The sequence below is a fragment of the Mesorhizobium sp. M0037 genome, assembly GCF_040323635.1.
Classification (GTDB): domain Bacteria; phylum Pseudomonadota; class Alphaproteobacteria; order Rhizobiales; family Rhizobiaceae; genus Mesorhizobium.
Window position 1 is genome coordinate 42,640 of the sequence record NZ_JAMYVB010000022.1, and the last position, 21,054, is coordinate 63,693.

The 21,054-nt window shown below is 63.0% G+C and carries 20 protein-coding genes; 13 read left to right on the forward strand and 7 right to left on the reverse strand.

Going from position 1 to position 21,054, the window contains the following annotated elements:
• Positions 1-25 precede the first annotated feature (25 nt).
• The 6 genes from NKJ78_RS26470 to NKJ78_RS26495 form a co-directional block, all read right to left on the reverse strand.
• A complete protein-coding gene (locus NKJ78_RS26470; RefSeq protein WP_023745428.1) occupies positions 26-697 on the reverse strand; it encodes a septation protein A in 672 nt (223 codons plus the stop codon).
• Between the two features lie 61 nt (positions 698-758).
• Complete coding sequence (ftsY, locus tag NKJ78_RS26475) at positions 759-2,744, reverse strand: signal recognition particle-docking protein FtsY (protein WP_352562732.1); 1,986 nt, start codon at positions 2,742-2,744, stop codon at positions 759-761.
• Between the two features lie 12 nt (positions 2,745-2,756).
• Complete coding sequence (mtaB, locus tag NKJ78_RS26480) at positions 2,757-4,076, reverse strand: tRNA (N(6)-L-threonylcarbamoyladenosine(37)-C(2))-methylthiotransferase MtaB (protein WP_352460332.1); 1,320 nt, start codon at positions 4,074-4,076, stop codon at positions 2,757-2,759.
• Entirely contained in the window at positions 4,076-4,960 is an 885-nt protein-coding gene (gene dapF / locus NKJ78_RS26485) for a diaminopimelate epimerase (RefSeq protein ID WP_352460331.1), read from the reverse strand. The genes mtaB and dapF overlap by 1 nt, the downstream gene beginning before the upstream one ends.
• Positions 4,961-5,033: 73 nt before the next feature.
• Entirely contained in the window at positions 5,034-5,195 is a 162-nt protein-coding gene (locus NKJ78_RS26490) for a DUF1328 family protein (RefSeq protein ID WP_023671746.1), read from the reverse strand.
• Positions 5,196-5,293: 98 nt separating this feature from the next.
• Positions 5,294-5,860 carry a hypothetical protein gene (locus NKJ78_RS26495; RefSeq protein ID WP_352460330.1) on the reverse strand — a complete coding sequence of 189 codons (567 nt, stop codon included), beginning with the start codon at positions 5,858-5,860 and terminating at the stop codon, positions 5,294-5,296.
• A gap of 433 nt (positions 5,861-6,293) precedes the next feature.
• Here NKJ78_RS26495 and NKJ78_RS26500 point away from each other — a divergent pair, with 433 nt between their 5' ends.
• Entirely contained in the window at positions 6,294-6,833 is a 540-nt protein-coding gene (locus NKJ78_RS26500) for a protease inhibitor Inh/omp19 family protein (RefSeq protein ID WP_023687689.1), read from the forward strand.
• 184 nt (positions 6,834-7,017) lie between these two features.
• On the forward strand, positions 7,018-8,202 hold the full coding sequence (gene zapE, locus NKJ78_RS26505) for a cell division protein ZapE (protein WP_352460329.1): 1,185 nt from the start codon (positions 7,018-7,020) through the stop codon (positions 8,200-8,202).
• Between the two features lie 208 nt (positions 8,203-8,410).
• On the opposite strand, the gene NKJ78_RS26510 is transcribed toward zapE, so the two are convergent.
• Positions 8,411-8,773: a GNAT family N-acetyltransferase gene (locus NKJ78_RS26510; RefSeq protein WP_352460328.1), complete on the reverse strand. Its 363-nt coding sequence runs from the start codon at positions 8,771-8,773 to the stop codon at positions 8,411-8,413.
• 297 nt (positions 8,774-9,070) lie between these two features.
• On the opposite strand from NKJ78_RS26510, the gene mdh reads away from it, so the two are divergent.
• The 11 genes from mdh to lpdA all read left to right on the forward strand — a co-directional run bounded on the left by mdh (position 9,071) and on the right by lpdA (position 20,788).
• Positions 9,071-10,039 carry a malate dehydrogenase gene (mdh, locus tag NKJ78_RS26515; RefSeq protein ID WP_023726040.1) on the forward strand — a complete coding sequence of 323 codons (969 nt, stop codon included), beginning with the start codon at positions 9,071-9,073 and terminating at the stop codon, positions 10,037-10,039.
• A gap of 19 nt (positions 10,040-10,058) precedes the next feature.
• Entirely contained in the window at positions 10,059-11,252 is a 1,194-nt protein-coding gene (gene sucC, locus NKJ78_RS26520) for an ADP-forming succinate--CoA ligase subunit beta (RefSeq protein WP_023687692.1), read from the forward strand.
• Between the two features lie 6 nt (positions 11,253-11,258).
• Positions 11,259-11,630: a cupin domain-containing protein gene (locus tag NKJ78_RS26525; protein WP_352460326.1), complete on the forward strand. Its 372-nt coding sequence runs from the start codon at positions 11,259-11,261 to the stop codon at positions 11,628-11,630.
• 3 nt (positions 11,631-11,633) lie between these two features.
• A complete protein-coding gene (locus tag NKJ78_RS26530; RefSeq protein WP_352460325.1) occupies positions 11,634-12,125 on the forward strand; it encodes a DUF1579 family protein in 492 nt (163 codons plus the stop codon).
• A gap of 12 nt (positions 12,126-12,137) precedes the next feature.
• Positions 12,138-13,043 (forward strand): succinate--CoA ligase subunit alpha, encoded by a 906-nt coding sequence (gene sucD, locus NKJ78_RS26535; RefSeq protein ID WP_352460324.1) that lies wholly within the window; start codon positions 12,138-12,140, stop codon positions 13,041-13,043.
• Between the two features lie 128 nt (positions 13,044-13,171).
• On the forward strand, positions 13,172-16,159 hold the full coding sequence (locus NKJ78_RS26540) for a 2-oxoglutarate dehydrogenase E1 component (protein WP_023736764.1): 2,988 nt from the start codon (positions 13,172-13,174) through the stop codon (positions 16,157-16,159).
• A gap of 47 nt (positions 16,160-16,206) precedes the next feature.
• Positions 16,207-17,499, forward strand: a complete 1,293-nt coding sequence (odhB, locus tag NKJ78_RS26545) for a 2-oxoglutarate dehydrogenase complex dihydrolipoyllysine-residue succinyltransferase (protein WP_352460323.1) — start codon at positions 16,207-16,209, stop codon at positions 17,497-17,499.
• 10 nt (positions 17,500-17,509) lie between these two features.
• Positions 17,510-18,094, forward strand: coding sequence for a hypothetical protein (locus NKJ78_RS26550; protein WP_352460322.1), 585 nt, complete (start codon positions 17,510-17,512; stop codon positions 18,092-18,094).
• A complete protein-coding gene (locus NKJ78_RS26555; RefSeq protein WP_352460321.1) occupies positions 18,091-18,606 on the forward strand; it encodes a hypothetical protein in 516 nt (171 codons plus the stop codon). Before NKJ78_RS26550 ends, NKJ78_RS26555 begins: the two co-directional genes overlap by 4 nt.
• Positions 18,603-19,358: an SDR family oxidoreductase gene (locus NKJ78_RS26560; protein WP_352460320.1), complete on the forward strand. Its 756-nt coding sequence runs from the start codon at positions 18,603-18,605 to the stop codon at positions 19,356-19,358. The genes NKJ78_RS26555 and NKJ78_RS26560 overlap by 4 nt, the downstream gene beginning before the upstream one ends.
• Positions 19,359-19,381: 23 nt before the next feature.
• Positions 19,382-20,788 (forward strand): dihydrolipoyl dehydrogenase, encoded by a 1,407-nt coding sequence (lpdA, locus tag NKJ78_RS26565; RefSeq protein WP_352460319.1) that lies wholly within the window; start codon positions 19,382-19,384, stop codon positions 20,786-20,788.
• Positions 20,789-21,054 lie beyond the last annotated feature (266 nt).

The following is a 21,054-nucleotide window of genomic DNA, read 5'->3' on the forward strand; positions in this document are numbered from 1 at the left end:
CCTGGAATTGCTTCCTGGAATTGCTCTACTTGCCGGCTTCTTCCACCTTCTCGGCCTTATCCTCGATCGAATGGTGCAGGATCAGCGGCATCTGGCTGAAGGTGAACAACAGGGTGATCGGCATGATGCCCCAGACCTTGAAGGTAACCCAGAAGTCGGTGGAAAAATTCCGCCACACCACTTCATTGGCAAGAGCCAGGAACAGGAAGAACAGGCCCCAGCGGAAAGTCAGCTTGCGCCAGCCTTCGGCATCGAGGCGAAAGGCCGAATCGAAGACATAGCCGAGCAGCGATCGGCCGAAATACAGACCGCCGAGCAGCACGCCGCCGAACAGGGTGTTGACGATGGTCGGCTTCATCTTGATGAACACGTCGTCCTGCAGATAGAGCGTCAGCGCGCCGAAGATGAAGACGACGACGCCCGAGACCATCGGCATGATCGGCAAGGTGCGCAGCAGCAGCCAGGAGGCGATCAGCGCGATCGCCGTCGCCGCCATGAAAAGGCCGGTGGCGACGAAGATCGGCCCGCCGAATTCGGCCAGGACAGGAAATTTCTGCACCAGCCAGGCGCCGCGTGCATTGGCGAAGAAGAACACCATCAGCGGCCCGAGTTCCAGCACCAGCTTGAGCAGCGGATTGACGCTTTCTTTCTTCTTTCGCGGATCGGACGGGTCGCGTTCGAGGATGGGTGAGTTCATGACTTCCTTCTGACGCATGATCTTGTCCAAAAAGCCGTCAGCTCTTCGGGATCATTGCCTGTTACGCTACGCCGGCGATCGCCCTGGCGAATTCGCCGGCCGAGAATGGTTCGAGGTCGTCGACCTGTTCGCCGACGCCGATGAAGTAGACCGGCAGTTTGTGCTTTGCCGCGATCGCGACCAGAATACCGCCGCGCGCCGTGCCGTCCAGCTTGGTCATCACCAGGCCGTTGACGCCGGCGACATTGCGGAAGATCTCGACCTGGTTGAGCGCATTCTGGCCGGTGGTGGCGTCGACCGTCTGCAGCACGGTATGCGGCGCTTCCGGATCGAGCTTGCCCAGCACGCGCACGATCTTTTCCAGCTCCGCCATCAGTTCGGTCTTGTTTTGCAGCCGGCCGGCGGTGTCGATGATCAGTACGTCGGAGCCGGCCTCCTTGGCGCGTTCGAAAGCGTCGTAGGCGAGGCCGGCGGCATCCGCGCCGATCTTCGAGGCGATGACCGGAGACTTCGTCCTCTCGCCCCAGATCTTCAGCTGCTCGATGGCTGCAGCGCGAAAGGTATCGCCGGCGGCCAGCATCACCGACAGGCCACCATCGGTCAGTTTGGCGGCGAGCTTGCCGATGGTCGTGGTCTTGCCGGTGCCGTTGACGCCGACCACCAGAATGACATGCGGCTTGTGCGACAGGTCGAGCTCCAGCGGCATGGCGACATGGGCCAGCACCTTCTCCACCTCGGCCGCCATGATGGTGCGGACATCCGCGTCGGAGACATCCTTGCCGTAGCGGCTGGCAGCGAGGGCATCGGTGACGCGCAAGGCTGTTTCCATGCCCAGATCGGCGCGGATCAGCACGTCTTCGAGGTCCTGTAGCGTCTCTTCGTCGAGCTTTCGCTTGGTGAAGACGCCGGCGATGTTGCCGGTGAGTTCTTTCGAGGAGCGGGCAAGCCCGTCGCGCATGCGCTGGAACCAGGAGCGTCGCGGCGCCGGTTCGGGCGCCTTTCGCGGCTCGGCTTTCTGCTCGACCTTTTTGGTGACGGTGACTTTGCCGGGAGCTGGTTTTGACTGTGGCGAAGGTTGCGGGGCCGGCGCGGGCGCTAGCTCGGCAACGATGGTCTTGGCTTCGACCGGCGCGGGTACAGCTTCAACCGACGTGCGCTTTACCTCCCCCTTGATGGGGGAGGTCCCAAGCGAAGCTTGGGGGTGAGGGTGATTTGCGCTGGCGTCGGCGCCATCACCCCACCCCGCCGCTTCGCGTCGACCCTCCCCATCGAGGGGAGGGTGGGGCGCCTCGTCCTTCTCCCCGTGGCTATACGGGGAGAAGGTGCCGGCAGGCGGATGAGGGGCGGCGCTGACCTCTGAGGTAGGCTGTGCGGGAGGCGCGGACGGTTGCGGCACTTCGATCGGGGCGGCCGGTTCTGCTGGAGTATCGGCAGGCGTCGGCACTTCGACGGGAGCCGGCTCCAGCTGCGGTTCCGGACGCGATGGTTCGATCTCCGGCTCGGCCGGCGCCGGCGGCACTTCTTGGGGTTGCGGCTCGGGAGCCGGCTCCGGAACGGCTGGCGGCGCAGGAACTTCTTCCGGTGCAGGCGGCTCGGGTATCTCCGGCTCAGGCTGCGGTTCTTCTACCGGCGCGGGCTCCGGCAACGGTTCCGGCTCGGATGGGACGACCGGTTCCGGCGCGGGCGGGATGGTCGGCGCGGGTTCGGGCTTCGGTTCTTCTGGCGCCGACTGCGGCGCAGGCTTTACCTCCCCCTCGATGGGGGAGGTCCCAAGCGAAGCTTGGGGGTGGGGGTGAGTGGCGCCGGCGTCGGCGCTCTCACCCCTCCCCGCCACTTCGTGGCGACCCTCCCCATCGAGGGGAGGGTGGGGCGTCGGCGGCTCGGGCTCCTCGCGCTTCAAGAACTCCGGAACGACCTGCTCGGCCGCCGGCTTCAGCGCCTCAAGCGCATCCCATTTGATCGGCGGCAGGGGAGCGGTTTCGTCGATGCGCTCCTCGACGACTTCCTTCTTGCCGAACGAAAATATGTTCTTGAAAAAACCGGCCATGCTTCAATCGTCTCAGGCGGCGCAGGCAGTGAGCGGCGCCGCTATTAGGCGCACGCCGTCATGGCCGGTGATGTCTGCCTCGACGATCTCGCCCGGCGCGCCTGTGCCGAGCGCGGCAAGCGTGAACCCTTCGGTGCGGCCGAGGCCGTCGCGCTCGATAAGGATCGTTTGGCGCGTTCCGGGAAGCGACGACAGATGGCGGCGATACGCAGTCTCACCAGCGGCGCGCAGCTGGGCCGCGCGCTGCTTGACCAGTTCGCGGCGGACCTGCGGCATGCGCGCGGCGGGCGTGCCTTCGCGCGGCGAAAACGGGAAGACATGCAGGTGCGTCAGCCCACATTCCTCGACGATCTTTATCGAATTCTGAAACATTTCCTCGGTCTCGGTCGGGAAGCCGGCGATGATGTCGGCGCCGAAGACGATTGCCGGGCGCAATTTGCGCACATCTTCGCAGAAGCGGATCGACTGGTCGCGCAAATGCCTGCGCTTCATGCGCTTCAGGATCATGTCGTCACCTGATTGCAGCGACAGATGCAGATGCGGCATCAGCCTGGGTTCGGTGGCGATGGCGTCGAGCAGATCATCATCCGCCTCGATCGAATCGATGGAGGACAGCCGCAGCCGCTTCACATCAGGCACCTGCTTCAGGATGGTCTTCACCAGCTTTCCCAGCTTCGGCGCGCCCGGCAGGTCGGCGCCGAAAGAGGTCATGTCGACGCCGGTCAGCACGATCTCGGCATAGCCGTTGCCGGCGAGACGCTTGACCTGCTCGACAACCGCGCCCATCGGCACCGAGCGTGAGTTGCCGCGGCCATAGGGGATGATGCAGAAGGTGCAGCGATGGTCGCAGCCGTTCTGCACCTGGACGAAAGCACGTGCCCGGCCCTCAATGGCGTCGACCATGTGGCCGGCGGTCTCGCGCACCGAGAAAATGTCGTTGACGCGCGCCTTCTCGCTGTCGTTGACGCCGAAATCCGGCAGCGCGCGGTAGGAGTTGGCCTTCAGCTTCTCTTCGTTGCCAAGCACGAGGTCGACCTCGTCCATGGCGGCAAAATTCTGCGGTTCGGTTTGCGCGGCGCAGCCGGTGACGATGATGCGCGCCGCCGGATTTTCGCGGCGGGCCTTTCTGATCGACTGCCTGGCCTGGCGCACCGCTTCGGCGGTGACGGCGCAGGTGTTGAAGATGATGGCGCCGCCTTTGAGCACGCCGAGGCCGGCACTTTCGGCCTCGCGCCGCATCACCTCGGATTCATAGGTGTTGAGACGGCAGCCGAAGGTGACGACGTCTATGCCTTGGGAGTTGAGGCCCTTGGTATCGGCAAGTGCAGACATCAGGCCGCGCTTTCGGTGTCGCGGGCCCAGCTGCCGGTCGACGGATCGAAACTGCCGGAAAATTCCCATTCGGCGGCGCCGGTCAGGATGACGTGGTCGTCGTCGCGCCATTCCACATGCAGCGAGCCGCCGCCGGGCGTCATCAGCGTAACGCTGCGGCCGGTGCGCCGGGTGCGGGCAGCGGCGACGACGGAAGCGCAAGCGGCCGAGCCGCAGGCCTTAGTCAGGCCGGCGCCGCGCTCCCAGGTGCGGATGATCATCGTCTCCGGCGACGTTACCTGGGCGATGGTGATGTTGGCGCGCTCGGGGAAGATCGGATGATTTTCGAGCAGCGGGCCGAAACGCTCGAGTTCGTAGGACCAGACATCGTTGTCGACCCAGAAGATGGCGTGCGGGTTGCCCATCGAGAGAGCCGAAGGCGAATGCAGCACCGGCGCGTCGATGGGGCCGATCTGCAACTCGATCATGCGGGTGTCGCGGAATTCCTCGGCCAGCGGAATGTCCTGCCAGCCAAAGCGCGGCGTGCCCATGTCGACCGAGATGGTGCCGTCGGCATGTTCGACGGCGTTGAGGATGCCGGCGCGGGTCTCGAAGGTGAAAGTCTTCTGGCCGGTTTCGGCAGCCAGCGCCTGGACGACACAGCGCATGCCGTTGCCGCAGGCCTGCGCGCCCGAGCCGTCGGAATTCAAGATGTCGATGTAAAAGGCGGTGCCCGGCGTGCGCGAATCGTGGATCGCCATGATCTGGTCGAACCTGGTCGCCGCATCGGCGTTCAGCGCGACAGCCGACGCCGCCGTGACCCTATCGGCACGGCCACGCATGTCGGCGACGATGATTTCGTTGCCGATGCCGTTCATCTTGGCGAAGGGGGCAGTGCCTGCCATGATCTGAGGTAATTCCTGTACGTTTCGCCGCTATATGGCGGAAACGGGCGGGAATTACCAGTGTGGGCTGCGTCTAGGTTACCGCGAAAACGCCGAGTACGATCAGCAGGAAGATGACGAGAACGATGCCGATCAGCAGGCGCGCGCCGGTGGCGGCGGCACCGGCCAGCGCCGGCATGCCGAGCAGGCTGGCGGCGGCAGCAACGATCAGAAGAATGATGATCCATTTGATCATGGACAATGCCTCGCAAATTGACTGGCCTGCAGCCGGCTTAAGAACGCATCTGCGGCGCTCTGGTTCCGTTGCCGCGAGGCTCTTTCCGACTGGGTGCGCTATTCGGCAATCTCGAAGTCGGTCGTGAAAGGCGCCGTCTTTGGCGAGTTCTCGTCGTGCATGAGGAAATCCGCGCGGTATTTGCCGGGGGGAACGCCATCCAGGGAGACGTTTAATTTGAAGAACATCTCTCGGTTATGCGAGCGCGAGGCGAGCTGGACCCGACCAAGCTTTTCGTCGGTTCCCAGCTTCTCGCCCGACTGGGAAAGCACGGTAAGGTCAACGTAAAGCGCGATCTGGTTGTTGCCGAGCCCATCCGAGCCGTAGGCGTAACCGACCGGCTCCATATAAAGCACAATCTCTTCGCCCGGCTTGTAGACATGGTTCGGGCGCTCGGCGTAGGCGCCGAACCCGCTGGCCGACAGGATATGCTTCACATTTTGCACGCCAAGCGGCATCGCTTGCCACAGAGCGTCCTCGGCGCTGCGGAATTTGTCCAGCGCGCCGGCGCCATCACCCGCCTGCAGTGCCTTTTCGGCTTCAGCGGCGCGATCGGTGATTTCACCCGCGAAAGCGGCCGGCGTCGAAATTACCAGCGCGATCAAAACTGCCAAGATTGATTTCATCTGTTCCCCCTATTGCGATAGACCATCGGCTAAAATGGCAGTGCCGTAAACGGCCAAATGCAGACTCCAGCCGCGCTCGATCTCGGGAACGTCCCAAACCTCGCCCGGACGCAAGGCGCGAAACCGCTCACGCGCCAGGCCTTGCGCCTCAAGCGCTTCAGTCAGTTTTGCGCCGGCAGTTGCGCTCGACCGCCGATGCGCCGACCTGCTGCGGGCTCCGGTGCCGCTTTCGCAACCAATGTACCGGTTGGAACCGCGCTAGAGCGAAGACATGCCTTTTGTCCGCCAGCCATTTTGCGACAAATTTACAACAATTCGTGGTGCAAACCCTATTTTAACCATATCGGGTTGAAATTTCGCCACCTTCTCCATCTTGGTGAGGGGTGAGATTGTGCGGACGGCTTCCCCCCAGCCGGATCCGACGGAGGTTTGAATGATTTTTTCGAGAAGCGGGCTGATGGCCGTATCGCTGGCAGCGCTCGTTGCGAGCGGCTGTTCGACCTCGCGTTTTTCATCGATGGATGACCAGCAGCCCGCCCCGCTGCAGCCCGCGCCCGCCGGCACGGTGAGCGGAAGCCAACTGCCGCCCCCGGCAGCGCCGGGCACCACCGACCCATCGCAATTCCCGACCGCGCCGGCAGGCGCGCAGGTCGCCTCGCTGCCGCCGGACGGATCGGCGCCGGCCGGAGCCTCCGACCTTACCGCTGCGAGCGTTGCCGGCGTCTGGAACGCCAGCGTGTCCGGACAGAGCTGCAAGGTGGCGACGCCGCAGACCAAATTCGGCGCCGGCTTCCGCGCCGGGCCGCTGCATTGCCCGCCGCCCATCGACGGCATCAAATCGTGGAACGTCGCCGGCAAGCAGCTGACGCTCTATGACGAGAATGGCGGCACGCTGGCGCGGCTCTATTCCTCGGGCGGTTCGAAATTCGACGGCCAGACTACCAACGGCTTGCCGATATCGCTTACAAGGTAGGCAGGGTATGCTGATATTCAGGTGAGGCCGGCCTGCGAACGGCGGCTTCCTGCGCTTCAGGTGCGTACTTAAGTACGCTCCGCTCCGGTTCTCAGGAGCCACCATTCTCGGCTCGGCCTGACCTGAACCTCAACACACCCTGATCTTTCCTGGAGCAATCCGCTCAAAGTAAGCGACGTGACCGATGCATCTGCGTGACGGCCTCCAGACCCATGCGACCGTCAGGCAGCGCTACGACCATCTGGTCGCAACCGGCGCCATCGAGCGCGATCCTGCGCAGGAGCGCATCGCCGCCGCGCTCGACCGGCTGACCGACGAGATCTCGGTCAAGCGGCTGGCGCACAAGTCGAGCGCGCTCGGCTGGCTGTTTGCCCGCAAGCGCGAGACGCGCGAGGTCGTCAAGGGCCTCTACATTCATGGCGGCGTCGGTCGCGGCAAGACCATGCTGATGGATATGTTCTTCGAGCTGTTGCCGGTCAGGCGCAAGCGCCGCGTTCATTTCAACGACTTCATGGCCGATGTGCAGGACCGCATCCAGAAGCACCGGCAGGCGCGCAAGAACGGCGACGTCAAGGAGGACGACCCGATCCCGCCGGTCGCGCTTCAGCTTGCCGAACAGGCCTGGGTGCTGTGCTTCGATGAGTTTTCGGTCACCGACATTGCCGATGCGATGGTCCTGTCGCGGCTGTTTTCGGCGCTGTTCGCCAATGGCGTGGTTCTGGTCGCCACCTCGAATGTCGCGCCGCAGGACCTTTATCGCGACGGGCTGAACCGCCAGCTCTTCCTGCCCTTCATCAGCATTCTCGAGCGCCACGCCCATGTGCTGACGCTTGATGCCGACAAGGACTACAGGCTGGAAAAGCTCGCCCGCACGCCGGTTTATGTCACCCCGGCGGATGCCGAAGCCGACCGTGTGCTCGACGAGGCCTGGCAGGCGATGACGCGTGGAGCGCTGACGGCCGAGACCTCGCTGACGCTCAAGGGGCGGCAAGTGAGGATACCGGCTGCCGCCGGGGATGCAGCGCGGTTTTCCTTCGCCGACCTCTGCGAAAAGCCGCTCGGCGCGCGCGATTTTCTGGCCATTGCCGGCCGCTTCTCGACCGTCTTCATCGATCACGTGCCGGTGCTGGGCGAAGGCAAGCGCAACGAGGCCAAGCGCTTCATCCTCCTGATAGACACGCTCTACGATCATCACACGCGGCTGGTGGTAAGCGCCGACGCCTCGCCGCCGGAGCTCTATACGGCCAGGCGCGGCGTCGAGGTGTTCGAATTCGAACGCACCGCCTCGCGGCTGATCGAGATGCAAAGCCGCGACTGGCTGGAGGACTGGGCGGAACGGCAGAAGGACAACGCGGAAGCGCAGGTCTGAGGGTTCCAAGAGGTCATTATGTAGTGATCCTTCGCGCCCCCCCTCTGTCCTGCCGGACATCTCCCCCACACGGGGGGAGATTGGCGGTTTCGGCGCTCCGCTCATTCCTGCGGCCATTGGAGATTGGCGAAAGGTCGCGTGACGTCCGATCTCCCCCCTCGTGGGGGAGATGCCTGGCAAGGCAGAGGGGGCGCTGTCCCGCCGCCGCCTAAAGCTCGTACACATACATCACAAACGACTCCGCCGGCCCATGCACCTCCTTGCGCGATTCATATAGCGCGCGCCCTGGGACATTGTCCGGTTCGGTGCCGACCCAGGCTTCGCCGCATCCCTGCTCGCGGCCGAGCGCGAACATGGCGTCGAGCATCTTTCGCGCGATGCCATGGCGCTGGTAGGCGGGTGAGACGCCGACCTCGACGATGTAGAGTTCGCTGACCTTGTCCAGGTGGCGGTGGATGACGGCAGCACACTGGCCGACGACGACGCCATCGGTCAGTGCCACAATCATCATATGACCTGAGGAGGCGAGGTAGGCGGACAGTCTGTCGGCCCGTACCGGTTCATCGAACACGTCTCGGCGATGCGCTTCACAAGGGCGTCATCGCCTGGATATAGTCTTCTGATTTCCACGTTCATTGTGTAAAATCTCTCAAGTCGGCTTACAAACTTTGACGTTTACGTAAATCCCAATGTTTCTAACCGATTGAAATTGTTCACTCGAAAATAATCGATTGAATATATTTTCCACCAAGGCTACTGGATGCGGCGAAATCTCGCTGAGACCACAGCATTCCGGCCTCTTCCTCGGCGCCGTCAACCAGATCACCAGATTTGGGCGTCGTCACAGACAAAGGGAAAATTTCCTCACATGGCACGCAACAAGATAGCGCTCATCGGCTCCGGCATGATCGGCGGCACGCTCGCTCACATGATCGGCCTCAAGGACCTCGGCGACGTGGTGCTATTCGATATTGCCGAGGGCATCCCGCAAGGCAAGGGGCTCGATATCGCGCAGTCTTCGCCGGTCGATGGTTTTGACTCCCGGCTGACCGGCGTCAATGATTATGCCGGGATCGAGGGCGCCGATGTCTGCATCGTCACTGCCGGCGTGCCGCGCAAGCCGGGTATGAGCCGCGACGATCTGCTCGGCATCAACCTCAAGGTCATGGAACAGGTCGGCGCCGGGCTGAAGAAATATGCACCCAAGGCCTTCGTCATCTGCATCACCAACCCGCTCGACGCCATGGTATGGGCGCTGCAGAAGTTTTCGGGCCTGCCCAAGACCCATGTCGTCGGCATGGCCGGCGTGCTCGACAGCGCGCGCTTCCGCTATTTCCTAGCCGAGGAATTCAAGGTCTCGGTCGAGGACGTTACCGCCTTCGTGCTTGGCGGCCACGGCGATTCCATGGTGCCGATGATCCGCTATTCCACGGTGTCGGGCATTCCGCTGCCCGACCTCATCAAGATGGGTTGGACCTCGAAGGAAAAGCTCGACCAGATCGTGCAGCGTACCCGCGATGGCGGCGCCGAGATCGTCGGCCTCTTGAAGACCGGCTCGGCCTACTATGCGCCGGCGGCTTCCGCAATTTCGATGGCCGAATCCTATCTCAAGGACAAGAAGCGTGTGCTGCCTTGTGCGGCGCATCTCTCGGGTCAGTATGGCGTCAAGGGCACCTATGTCGGCGTTCCCGTGGTCATCGGCGCCGGCGGCGTCGAGCGCATCATCGAGATCGACCTCAACAAGGCCGAGCAGAAGATGTTCGACGCTTCGGTGGCGACGGTGCAGGGCCTGACCGAGGCCTGCGTCAAGATCGCCCCGCATCTCGCCTCGAAATAATCCTCCGGAGACCATCCAGATGAACATCCATGAATATCAAGGCAAGGCGCTGCTGAAGAGCTTTGGCGCGCCGGTGGCCGAAGGCGTGCCGGTGTTCAAGGCAAGCGAAGCGGAAGCCGCGGCACAAGCGCTTCCCGGTCCGCTCTATGTGGTGAAGAGCCAAATCCATGCCGGCGGCCGCGGCAAGGGGAAGTTCAAGGAACTGTCGCCCGACGCAAAGGGCGGCGTGCGGCTGGCTAAGTCGGTTGCCGAAGTCGTTGCCAACGCCAATGAGATGCTCGGCCACACGCTGGTGACCAAGCAGACCGGCCCCGCCGGCAAGCAGGTCAACCGCCTCTATATCGAGGACGGCGCCGACATCGATCGCGAGCTTTATCTGTCGATCCTGGTCGACCGCTCGGTCGGCCGCATCGCTTTCGTCGTCTCGACCGAGGGCGGCATGGACATTGAAGGCGTCGCCCACGACACACCGGAAAAGATCATCACCCGCGCCATCGATCCGCTGGCCGGCGTGACGACCATCGACGTCGACATATTGGTGGAAGCGCTGGGCCTCACCGGCGATGCCGCCAAGGATGCCGGCACGCTGTTCCCGATCCTCTACAAGGCCTTTGTCGAGAAGGACATGAGCCTGCTCGAGGTCAACCCGCTGATAGTGATGAAAAACGGCCGCCTGCGCGTGCTGGACGCCAAGGTGTCGTTCGACAACAACGCGCTGTTTCGCCACCCCGAACTGATGGAATTGCGCGACACCACGGAAGAGGACGAGAAGGAGATCGAGGCGTCGAAATACGACCTCGCCTATGTCGCGCTCGACGGCAATATCGGCTGCATGGTCAATGGCGCCGGCCTCGCGATGGCGACGATGGACATCATCAAGCTCTACGGCGCCGAGCCCGCCAACTTCCTCGATGTCGGCGGCGGTGCGTCCAAGGAAAAAGTGACGGCAGCGTTCAAGATCATCACCAGGGACCCGGCGGTCAAAGGCATTTTGATCAACATCTTCGGCGGCATCATGAAGTGCGACATCATTGCCGAGGGCGTCATTGCCGCGGTCAAGGAAGTCGGCCTGGAAGTGCCGCTGGTGGTGCGCCTCGAAGGCACAAACGCCGAACTCGGCAAGAAGATCATCAACGACAGCGGCCTGAACGTGGTGTCGGCCGATGATCTCGACGACGCAGCCAAGAAGATCGTGGCGGCGGTGAAGGGCTGAAGGCGAATGCCTCCGCGCATGATAAACCTCGTCGAGGCGGCGGACGCGAAGATCACCAAGGTCTTCGATCCGCATATCGCCGGCGACGTCAATGACAGCCAGGCCAAGGTCGCCAAGTTCGGCGAGACCTTCGACTGGCATGCGCATGAGCATGAGGACGAAGCCTTCCTCGTCCTGCGGGGCAAGATCGCCATCGATTTCCGTGACGGTCCGGTCGAACTCGGCGAGGGTGATTTCATCGTCGTGCCTAAGGGCGTCGAGCATCGGCCGCGGTCGCTGACCGCCGAGCCGGTGGTGCTGATGTTCGAGCCGGCAACGACGCTCAACACCGGCAACGCCAAGAGCGACCTCACCGTCTCCGACCTGAAGCGGCTCTGACCCATGAACGCGTTCTCCTCGCTCTCGGCCGATCACCAGCGCCTGCAGGCACTGGTCGGCGCTTGGCGCGGCGAGGAAGAGGTGGCGGAAACGCAGTGGGCCGATGGCGGACCGGCGGCGTCGGAAGTGCTGGCAGAGCCACAGTTCGGCGGCCTGTTCGTGGTGCAGCGCTATCGCCAGCGCCGCGACGGCACGGTCTCGTTCGGCTCGCACAGCGTGTTCGGCTTCGACCAGCCAAACAGGCTCTTCACCATGCACCAGTTCGACTCCATGGGTTTTGTGCCGGCCTCGCCGGCCACAGGAACGTGGAACGGCGATGAGCTGGTTCTGGAGCGGTCGTCGCCGCGTGGCTCAGCACGCGTGACGTATATTTTCGACAATGTCGATGCCTACCGGATGCGACTGCATTTCAAACCTGCCGGCATCGACAGCTGGCAAGACATGGTGAGCGGCGTCTACCGGCGCGTTTCGCCTTCCTCGATCAACGGTTTTTAGAAAAGGGCTCCGATGTCCATTCTCATCGACAAGAACACCAAGGTGCTGGTTCAGGGCCTGACCGGCAAGACCGGCACGTTCCACACCGAGCAGGCCTTGGCCTATCACGGCACCAAGATGGTCGGCGGCATCCATCCCAAGAAGGGTGGCGAGACCTGGACCAGCGCCAAGGGCGAAAACCTGCCGATCTTCGCTTCCGTTGCCGAGGGCAAGGAAAAGACCGGCGCCAATGCCTCGGTGGTCTATGTGCCGCCGGCGGGCGCCGCCGAAGCCATCCTCGAAGCCATCGAAGCCGAGATCCCGCTGATCGTCTGCATCACCGAAGGCATTCCGGTGATGGACATGGTCAGGGTCAAGGCGCGGCTCGACCGCTCGACCTCGCGGCTGATCGGCCCGAACTGCCCCGGCGTGCTCACCCCCGACGAATGCAAGATCGGTATCATGCCCGGCAACATCTTCCGCAAGGGCTCGGTCGGCGTTGTTTCGCGCTCGGGAACGCTTACCTACGAGGCAGTGTTCCAGACCACCAATGTCGGCCTCGGCCAGACCACCGCCGTCGGTATCGGCGGCGACCCCGTCAAAGGCACCGAGTTCATCGACATGCTCGAAATGTTCCTCGCCGACGACGAGACCAAGTCGATCATCATGATCGGCGAGATCGGCGGTTCGGCCGAGGAAGACGCCGCGCAGTTCCTCAAGGACGAGGCCAAGCGCGGCCGCAGGAAACCGATGGCCGGCTTCATCGCCGGGCGCACCGCGCCGGCCGGTCGCACCATGGGCCATGCGGGCGCGGTCATCTCCGGCGGTAAGGGCGGCGCGGAAGACAAGATCGCGGCGATGGAATCGGCCGATATTAAAGTATCGCCATCGCCGGCGCGTCTGGGCACGACGCTGGTTGAGGCGATCAAGGCTAAGTGAGTAGCGAGTACTGAATAGCGAATAGGGAAAAGAGAGCAACGGCGCGACCCGGGAAAAATCCCTACTCGCTATTCGCTACTCACTATTCGCTTTTGAAAAGGAGACGGAGCCAGGCTCCGCGGACAAAAATGGCAAGACAAGATCAGGCCAACGACCAATTTTCGCTCACCTCTTTCCTGTATGGCGGCAATGCCGACTATATCGACGCGCTGTACGCGTCCTATGAGGATGATCCAGAGTCGGTAAACCCCGAATGGCAGGACTTCTTCGCCGGGCTGAAGGACGACGCCGGCGATGTCCGCAAGAACGCCAAGGGCGCTTCCTGGGCAAAGCCGTCCTGGCCGCTGCAAGCCAATGGCGAACTGGTGTCGGCGCTGGACGGCAATTGGGGCATCGTCGAGAAGCATCTGGAAAAGAAGGTCAAGGACAAGGCGGTCACCAATGGCGTCGTGCTGTCGGATGCCGACGTGCATCAGGCGACGCGCGATTCGGTGCGCGCCATCATGATGATCCGCGCCTTCCGCATGCGGGGCCATCTGCACGCCAATCTCGACCCGCTCGGCATCGCCAAGCCGCTTGAGGACTATAACGAGCTGTCCCCGGAAAATTACGGTTTCACCGCAGCCGACTACGACCGGCCGATCTTCCTCGACAATGTGCTCGGCCTCGAATTCGGCACCATCCGGCAGATGCTGGAGATCCTGACCCGCACCTATTGCTCGACGCTCGGTGTCGAGTTCATGCACATTTCCGACCCCGAGGAAAAGGCCTGGATCCAGGCGCGCATCGAGGGTGCCGACAAGGAGATTTCCTTCACCGCTACAGGAAAAAAAGCGATCCTGCAGAAGCTGGTCGAGGCCGAAGGCTTCGAGCAGTTCATCGATGTCAAGTACAAGGGTACCAAGCGCTTCGGCCTCGATGGCAGCGAAGGCCTGATCCCGGCGCTGGAGCAGATCATCAAGCGCGGCGGCCAGCTCGGCATGAAGGAGATCGTGCTCGGCATGGCGCATCGCGGCCGGCTGAACGTGCTGTCCCAGGTGATGGCCAAACCGCATCGCGCCATCTTCCACGAATTCAAGGGCGGCTCGGCCGCTCCTGACGAGGTCGAGGGCTCGGGCGACGTCAAGTACCATCTCGGCGCCTCGTCGGACCGCGAATTCGACGGCAACAAGGTGCATCTGTCGCTGACCGCCAATCCTTCGCATCTGGAAATCGTCGATCCGGTTGTGATGGGCAAGGCGCGCGCCAAGCAGGACTATCTGTTCGGCCGCAGCCGCGAGGAGATCGTGCCGCTGGAAGAGCGCGCCAAGGTGCTGCCGCTGCTTCTGCATGGCGACGCCGCCTTTGCTGGCCAGGGCGTAATCGCGGAAATTCTCGGCCTGTCGGGCCTGCGCGGCCACCGCGTCGCCGGCACGCTGCATTTCATCATCAACAACCAGATCGGCTTCACCACCAATCCGCGCTTCTCGCGCTCGTCGCCCTATCCGTCCGACGTCGCCAAGATGATCGAGGCGCCGATCTTCCACGTCAATGGCGACGACCCGGAAGCGGTGGTGCACGCCACGAAGGTGGCGATCGAATTCCGCATGAAGTTCCACAAGCCGGTGGTGGTGGACATGTTCTGCTACCGCCGCTTCGGCCACAATGAGGGCGACGAGCCGGCTTTCACCCAGCCGATCATGTACGCCAACATCCGCAACCACAAGACGACGGTGCAGATCTATGGCGAGCGGCTGATCGCCGAGGGCCATATCAGCCAGGCCGAACTCGACAAGATGAAGGCCGACTGGCGCGCCCATCTGGAATCCGAATGGGAAGTCGGCCAGCACTACAAGCCCAACAAGGCCGACTGGCTGGACGGCGCCTGGTCTGGCCTGCGCACCGCGGACAACCAGGACGAACAGCGCCGCGGCAAGACGGCCGTGCCGGTCAAGGTGCTGAAGGACATCGGCAAGAAACTGACCGAGGTGCCGAAGGGTTTCGAGGCGCACAAGACCATCATCCGCTTCCTCGAAAACCGCCGCCAGGCGATCGACTCCGGCGAAGGCATCGACTGGTCGACGGCCGAGGCGCTGGCCTTCGGCGCCATCCTGCTCGACGGCAATCCGATCCGGCTCTCCGGCCAGGATTCCGAACGCGGCACCTTCTCGCAGCGCCATTCCGTGCTCTACGACCAGCGCGACGAGACCCGCTACATCCCGCTCAACAATCTGTCGGCGGCACAGGCCGGCTACGAAGTCATCAACTCGATGCTGTCGGAAGAGGCGGTGCTCGGCTTCGAATATGGCTACAGCCTGGCCGAGCCTAAGGCGCTGACGCTCTGGGAAGCGCAGTTCGGCGACTTCGCCAACGGCGCCCAGGTGGTGTTCGACCAGTTCATCTCGTCGGGCGAGCGCAAGTGGCTCAGAATGTCAGGCCTGGTCTGCCTGCTGCCGCATGGCTATGAAGGCCAGGGTCCAGAGCATTCCTCGGCCCGGCTCGAGCGCTTTCTGCAGCTTTGCGCCGAAGACAATATGCAAGTCGCCAACTGCACCACGCCGGCCAACTACTTCCACATATTGCGCCGGCAGCTGAAGCGCGACTTCCGCAAGCCGCTGATCCTGATGACGCCGAAGTCGCTGCTGCGCCACAAGCGGGCAGTGTCGACGCTGCCGGAAATTTCGGGCGAAAGCTCGTTCCACCGGCTTTTGTGGGACGATGCCCAGCTGCTGCAGAACCAAGCGATCAAGCTCACCAAGGATTCCAAGATCCGCCGCGTCGTGCTGTGCTCGGGCAAAGTCTATTATGACCTCTACGAGGAGCGCGAGAAGCGCGGCATCAACGACATCTACCTGCTGCGCGTCGAACAGCTCTATCCCTTCCCGGCCAAGGCGCTGATCACCGAACTGTCGCGTTTCCGCAATGCGGAGATGGTGTGGTGCCAGGAAGAACCCAAGAACATGGGCGCATGGTCGTTCATCGACCCTTATCTGGAATGGGTGCTGGCGCATATCGACGCCAAGCATCAGCGGGTGCGCTACACCGGCAGGCCGGCGGCGGCATCGCCGGCGACCGGTCTGATGTCGAAGCATTTGGCGCAGCTCGCCGCCCTGCTCGAAGACGCGCTCGGCGAATAGAACAAACCCGGCGAATAGAACAGACAGAGAAGAAACGGACAGGCACAATGGCTACCGAAATCCGCGTTCCCACTCTCGGCGAATCCGTCACCGAGGCGACCATCGGCAAGTGGTTCAAGAAGGTCGGCGATGCCATTGCCGTCGACGAGCCGCTGGTCGAGCTCGAAACCGACAAGGTGACGGTGGAAGTGCCTGCCGCCGCCGCCGGCACGCTGGGCGAGATCACCGCCAAGGAAGGCGAGACCGTCGGCGTCGGTGCGCTGCTCGGTTCGATCTCGGCTGGAGGCGCTGCCGCCGCCCCGGCGTCCAAGCAGGAGACCAAGCCGCAAGCTGTGTCGCAGGCGTCGAGCCCCGACGCGGCACATACGACCAAGCAGGCCGCGGCCGAGACCGCCAAGATTGCCGGCGATGCCGGGCCGGTCGAGCCGCGCGCCATGCCGCCGGCGCCAGCTGCCGCAAAGCTGATCGCCGAGAACAATCTGTCGGTCGACCAGGTTTCTGGCTCGGGCAAGCGCGGCCAGGTGCTGAAAGGCGATGTGCTCGACGCGATTTCCAAGGGCGCGCCGTCGCAGCCGGCCGAAATTCCGAAGGCCGCACCGGCTCCGGTCGCCGTGCGTGCGCCGTCCTCGGGCGACGATGCGTCGCGCGAGGAGCGCGTGCGCATGACCAAGCTGCGCCAGACCATTGCGCGCCGGCTGAAGGAAGCGCAGTTGACCGCCGCCATGCTGACCACCTTCAACGAGGTCGACATGTCGGCGGTGATGGCGCTCAGGACCAAGTACAAGGACATCTTCGAGAAGAAGCATGGCGTGAAGCTCGGCTTCATGGGCTTCTTCACCAAGGCGGTTACGCACGCATTGAAGGAAATCCCCTCGGTCAATGCCGAGATCGACGGCACCGACATCATCTTCAAGAACTATGCCCATATCGGCGTTGCCGTCGGCACCGAAAAGGGTCTCGTCGTGCCAGTGGTGCGCAATGCCGACCAAATGTCGATTGCCGAGATCGAGAAGGATATCGGCCGGCTGGGCATCGCCGCGCGTGACGGCAAGCTCTCCGTCGCCGACATGCAAGGCGGCACGTTCACGATCTCCAACGGCGGCGTCTACGGCTCGCTGATGTCGACGCCGATCCTCAATGCGCCGCAGTCCGGGATTTTGGGCATGCACAAGATCCAGGACCGGCCGGTCGTGGTCGGCGGCCAGATCGTGATCCGGCCGATGATGTACTTGGCGCTGAGCTACGATCACCGCATTGTCGACGGCAAGGAAGCTGTGACCTTCCTGGTCCGCGTCAAGGATAGTCTGGAGGATCCCGAACGGCTGGTGCTCGATCTGTGAGTGATCCGGGATGGCCGAGCCCGCCCAGCCGATCGATCTTTTCGAACTCCTGACGACTGGCCGCGCGGGTCCTCTCGAACTCGGCAAAAGCAGCCGTGAGGCGGTTCGACAACTGATCGAGGCGGAGGATGTGCGGGCGGACGGTCATTATCGCCACGGGGACACGGAGTCCGCGTGGTGTATCTATGGCGCCAATTGCGAATTCTTCTTCAGCCCCGATTTTCGCTTGCGATCGATCAGCGTCGAGCCTTCCAAGACCGCCTTGGCACTCAATGGCATGATGGCGACCTGGCGCGGCGATTTCGCACTCAATCTGGGAAGACATCCAACCATTCTGGCTGGCAACGACCCGATTGCATTTCACGCGTTGCCGAAAGCGCTGCAGGTCCTGAACAAGCCTGAGTTCAATTGGACAATCGGTGGCGGCGATGAGCGCGACATCTATATCGAACTGTCGGAAGGCTCCCGCTATTTGACCCTCAAGTATGAGATCAACACCATTCCGGTGGACGGGGATGCGAAAATTGTCTTTGAGATAGATTACTTTCTAGCAGCGGTCTTCCTTGTCGACCGGGATGTTCAGGGCGACGAATGACAATCCGGTCCTTCCGCATTTCGCAGCGTGTTCTGGCCCTGTCGCTAGCAGCAGCGGTGGCGACGCCGATCCCCGCACACGCCGCCTGCCCTCTGGCGCTTGCCGTTTATGGCGATGCCGAGAGCGATGCCGGAATCGATTTTCGGCCGACGATGGGTGCGGCCACCGTCACCAATACCTTCGAGATGGTGCTCGACAAGGGCATCGTGCTCGACGGCCTTGTGATGTGGACCTCCGGTGTTTCGCGACCGCATGGCTCGCTGATGTACAAATGCCCGACCGGCGACGTCACCGGTGACGAGCTTGCCGCCTGCACGGTCTGGCAGGGCGTGGTCTACAGCGCCGACGACAAGGGCAACATTGCGCTGCTGGCGGCCGAAGGCACGGACGCGCCGCAGAGCCTGATCTTCCCCGACCTGGGTCCATCGTTGCAGATGTCGTCCGCCTTTGGCTCCAACGGTTTTTCGAAACTGCCGTGGGATGTGTTTTTGCTGAAAGGTTGCCAGGAATGAGCGCGGCGAAGAAAGTTCTTCTGGTCACCGGCGGCAGCCGCGGCATTGGTGCGGCCACTTGCCGGCTTGCGGCGAAGGCCGGCTACCGCGTCGCGGTCAACTATGCCGCAAACGAGGCCGCGGCCCAGGCGCTGGTCGCCGAGATCGAGGCCGGTGGCGGTGAAGCGATAGCGGTCAAGGGCGATGTCGGCGTCGAGGCTGACATCGTCGCCGTGTTTGAAGCCGTCGATAGCGCCTATGGCCGGCTCGACGCCCTGGTCAACAATGCCGGAATCGTCGACGTCAAGGCGCGTGTCGACGAGATGAGCCTGGCGCGGCTGGAGCGCATGATGCGCATCAATGTCATCGGCTCGTTTCTGTGCGCCCGCGAAGCGGTGCGGCGCATGTCGAGCAAGCATGGCGGCCAGGGCGGCGCCATCGTCAACATCTCGTCGGCGGCGTCGCTACACGGCTCGCCCGGCGAATATGTCGACTATGCAGCGTCCAAGGCGGCGATCGACACTTTTACGCTCGGCCTGGCGCGCGAAGTCGCGACCGAAGGCGTGCGCGTCAACGCGATACGGCCGGGCATCATCGACACCGAGATCCACGCTTCGGGCGGCCAGCCGGACCGGGTCGAGCGGTTCCGCGACATGCTGCCGATGAAACGAGCCGGCACGGCGGATGAAGTCGCGCATGCCGTTCTCTATTTTTTGTCGGATGAAGCGTCCTACACGACGGGCGCAATCCTGAATGTAAGCGGCGGCCGCTGAGCCCCAAGCTAAGGGAAACGAACATGGCTTATGATGTCGTTATCATCGGGTCGGGGCCGGGCGGCTATGTCTGTGCCATCAAGGCGGCACAGCTCGGGCTCAAGGTCGCGGTGGTCGAGAAGAACGCCACTTTCGGCGGCACCTGCCTGAACATCGGCTGCATCCCATCCAAGGCGCTGCTTTATGCCTCGGAGATGTTCGCCGAGGCCGGCCATTCCTTCGATGCGCTGGGCGTCGAGATACCGGCGCCGAAACTCAATCTGAAGAAGATGATGGCGCACAAGGACGCGACCGTTTCGGCCAACGTCAATGGCGTCGCCTTCCTGTTCAAGAAAAACAAGATCGATAGTTTCCGTGGCACCGGGAAGGTGGTTGCGGCCGGCAAGGCGTCGGTGACGGCTGAGGACGGCAAGGTCGAGGAGATCGAGACGAAAAATATCGTTATTGCCACGGGCTCCGATGTCGCCGGCATTCCCGGCGTCAAGGTCGACATCGACGAGAAGGTGATCGTGTCGTCGACCGGCGCGCTGTCGCTGGAGAAGGTGCCGGGACATCTGGTGGTTGTCGGCGGTGGGGTCATCGGTCTGGAGCTCGGCTCGGTCTGGGCACGGCTCGGCGCCAAGGTCACCGTGGTCGAATTCCTCGACACCATCCTGGGCGGCATGGACGGCGAGGTCTCCAAGCAGTTCCAGCGCCTGCTTTCCAAGCAGGGTTTCGAGTTCAAGCTCGGCACCAAGGTGACAGGGGTGACCAAGGCCAAAAAGGGCGCCGCCGTTACCTTCGAGCCGGTCAAGGGTGGTGCGGCCGAGACCATCGAGGCCGACGCGGTGCTGATCTCGACCGGACGCCGGGCCTATTCCGACAGCCTCGGGTTGAAAGAAGCCGGCGTCGAGGTCGACGAGCGCGGCCGGGTCAAGACCGACGGGCATCTCAGGACCAACGTGGCCGGCATCTACGCCATTGGCGACGTCATCGCCGGGCCGATGCTGGCGCACAAGGCCGAGGATGAAGGCGTGGCGGTGGCCGAGACCATTGCCGGCCAGGCCGGCCATGTGAATTACGACGTCATTCCGAGCGTCGTCTACACCAGCCCGGAAATCGCTTCGGTCGGCAAGACAGAGGAAGAGCTGAGGAAGGCCGGCATCGACTACAAAAGCGGCAAATTCCCGTTCACCGCCAACGGCCGCGCGCGCGCCATGCTGCACACGGACGGCTTCGTGAAGATCCTCGCCGACAAAGCCAGCGACCGCGTGCTCGGCGTCCACATTGTCGGCTTCGGCGCCGGCGAGATGATTCATGAGGCGGCGGTGCTGATGGAATTCGGCGGCTCATCCGAAGACCTCGCCCGCACCTGCCACGCGCATCCGACAATGTCGGAAGCGGTGAAGGAAGCAGCGCTGGCGACGTTCTTCAAGCCGATCCATATTTAAGGAAACGCTGGAGGGACAGCACCCCCCTGTGGCCTGCCGGCCATCTCCCCCTCAAGGGGGGAGATTGGACTTCACCGCCGCGTCGCGAGCTTTCAAGTTTCTCACGTTTCTAACCCGGCGCTGTTCGTGAGACAGCCGATCTCCCCTCTCGAGGGGGAGATGTCCGGCAGGACAGAGGGGGCGGTGAAGAATCGCGACGCTCGCCGATAGGTGCCCCAAACACAACGGCCCGCTTTTCAGCGGGCCGTTCTTGGCTGGAATCAAGA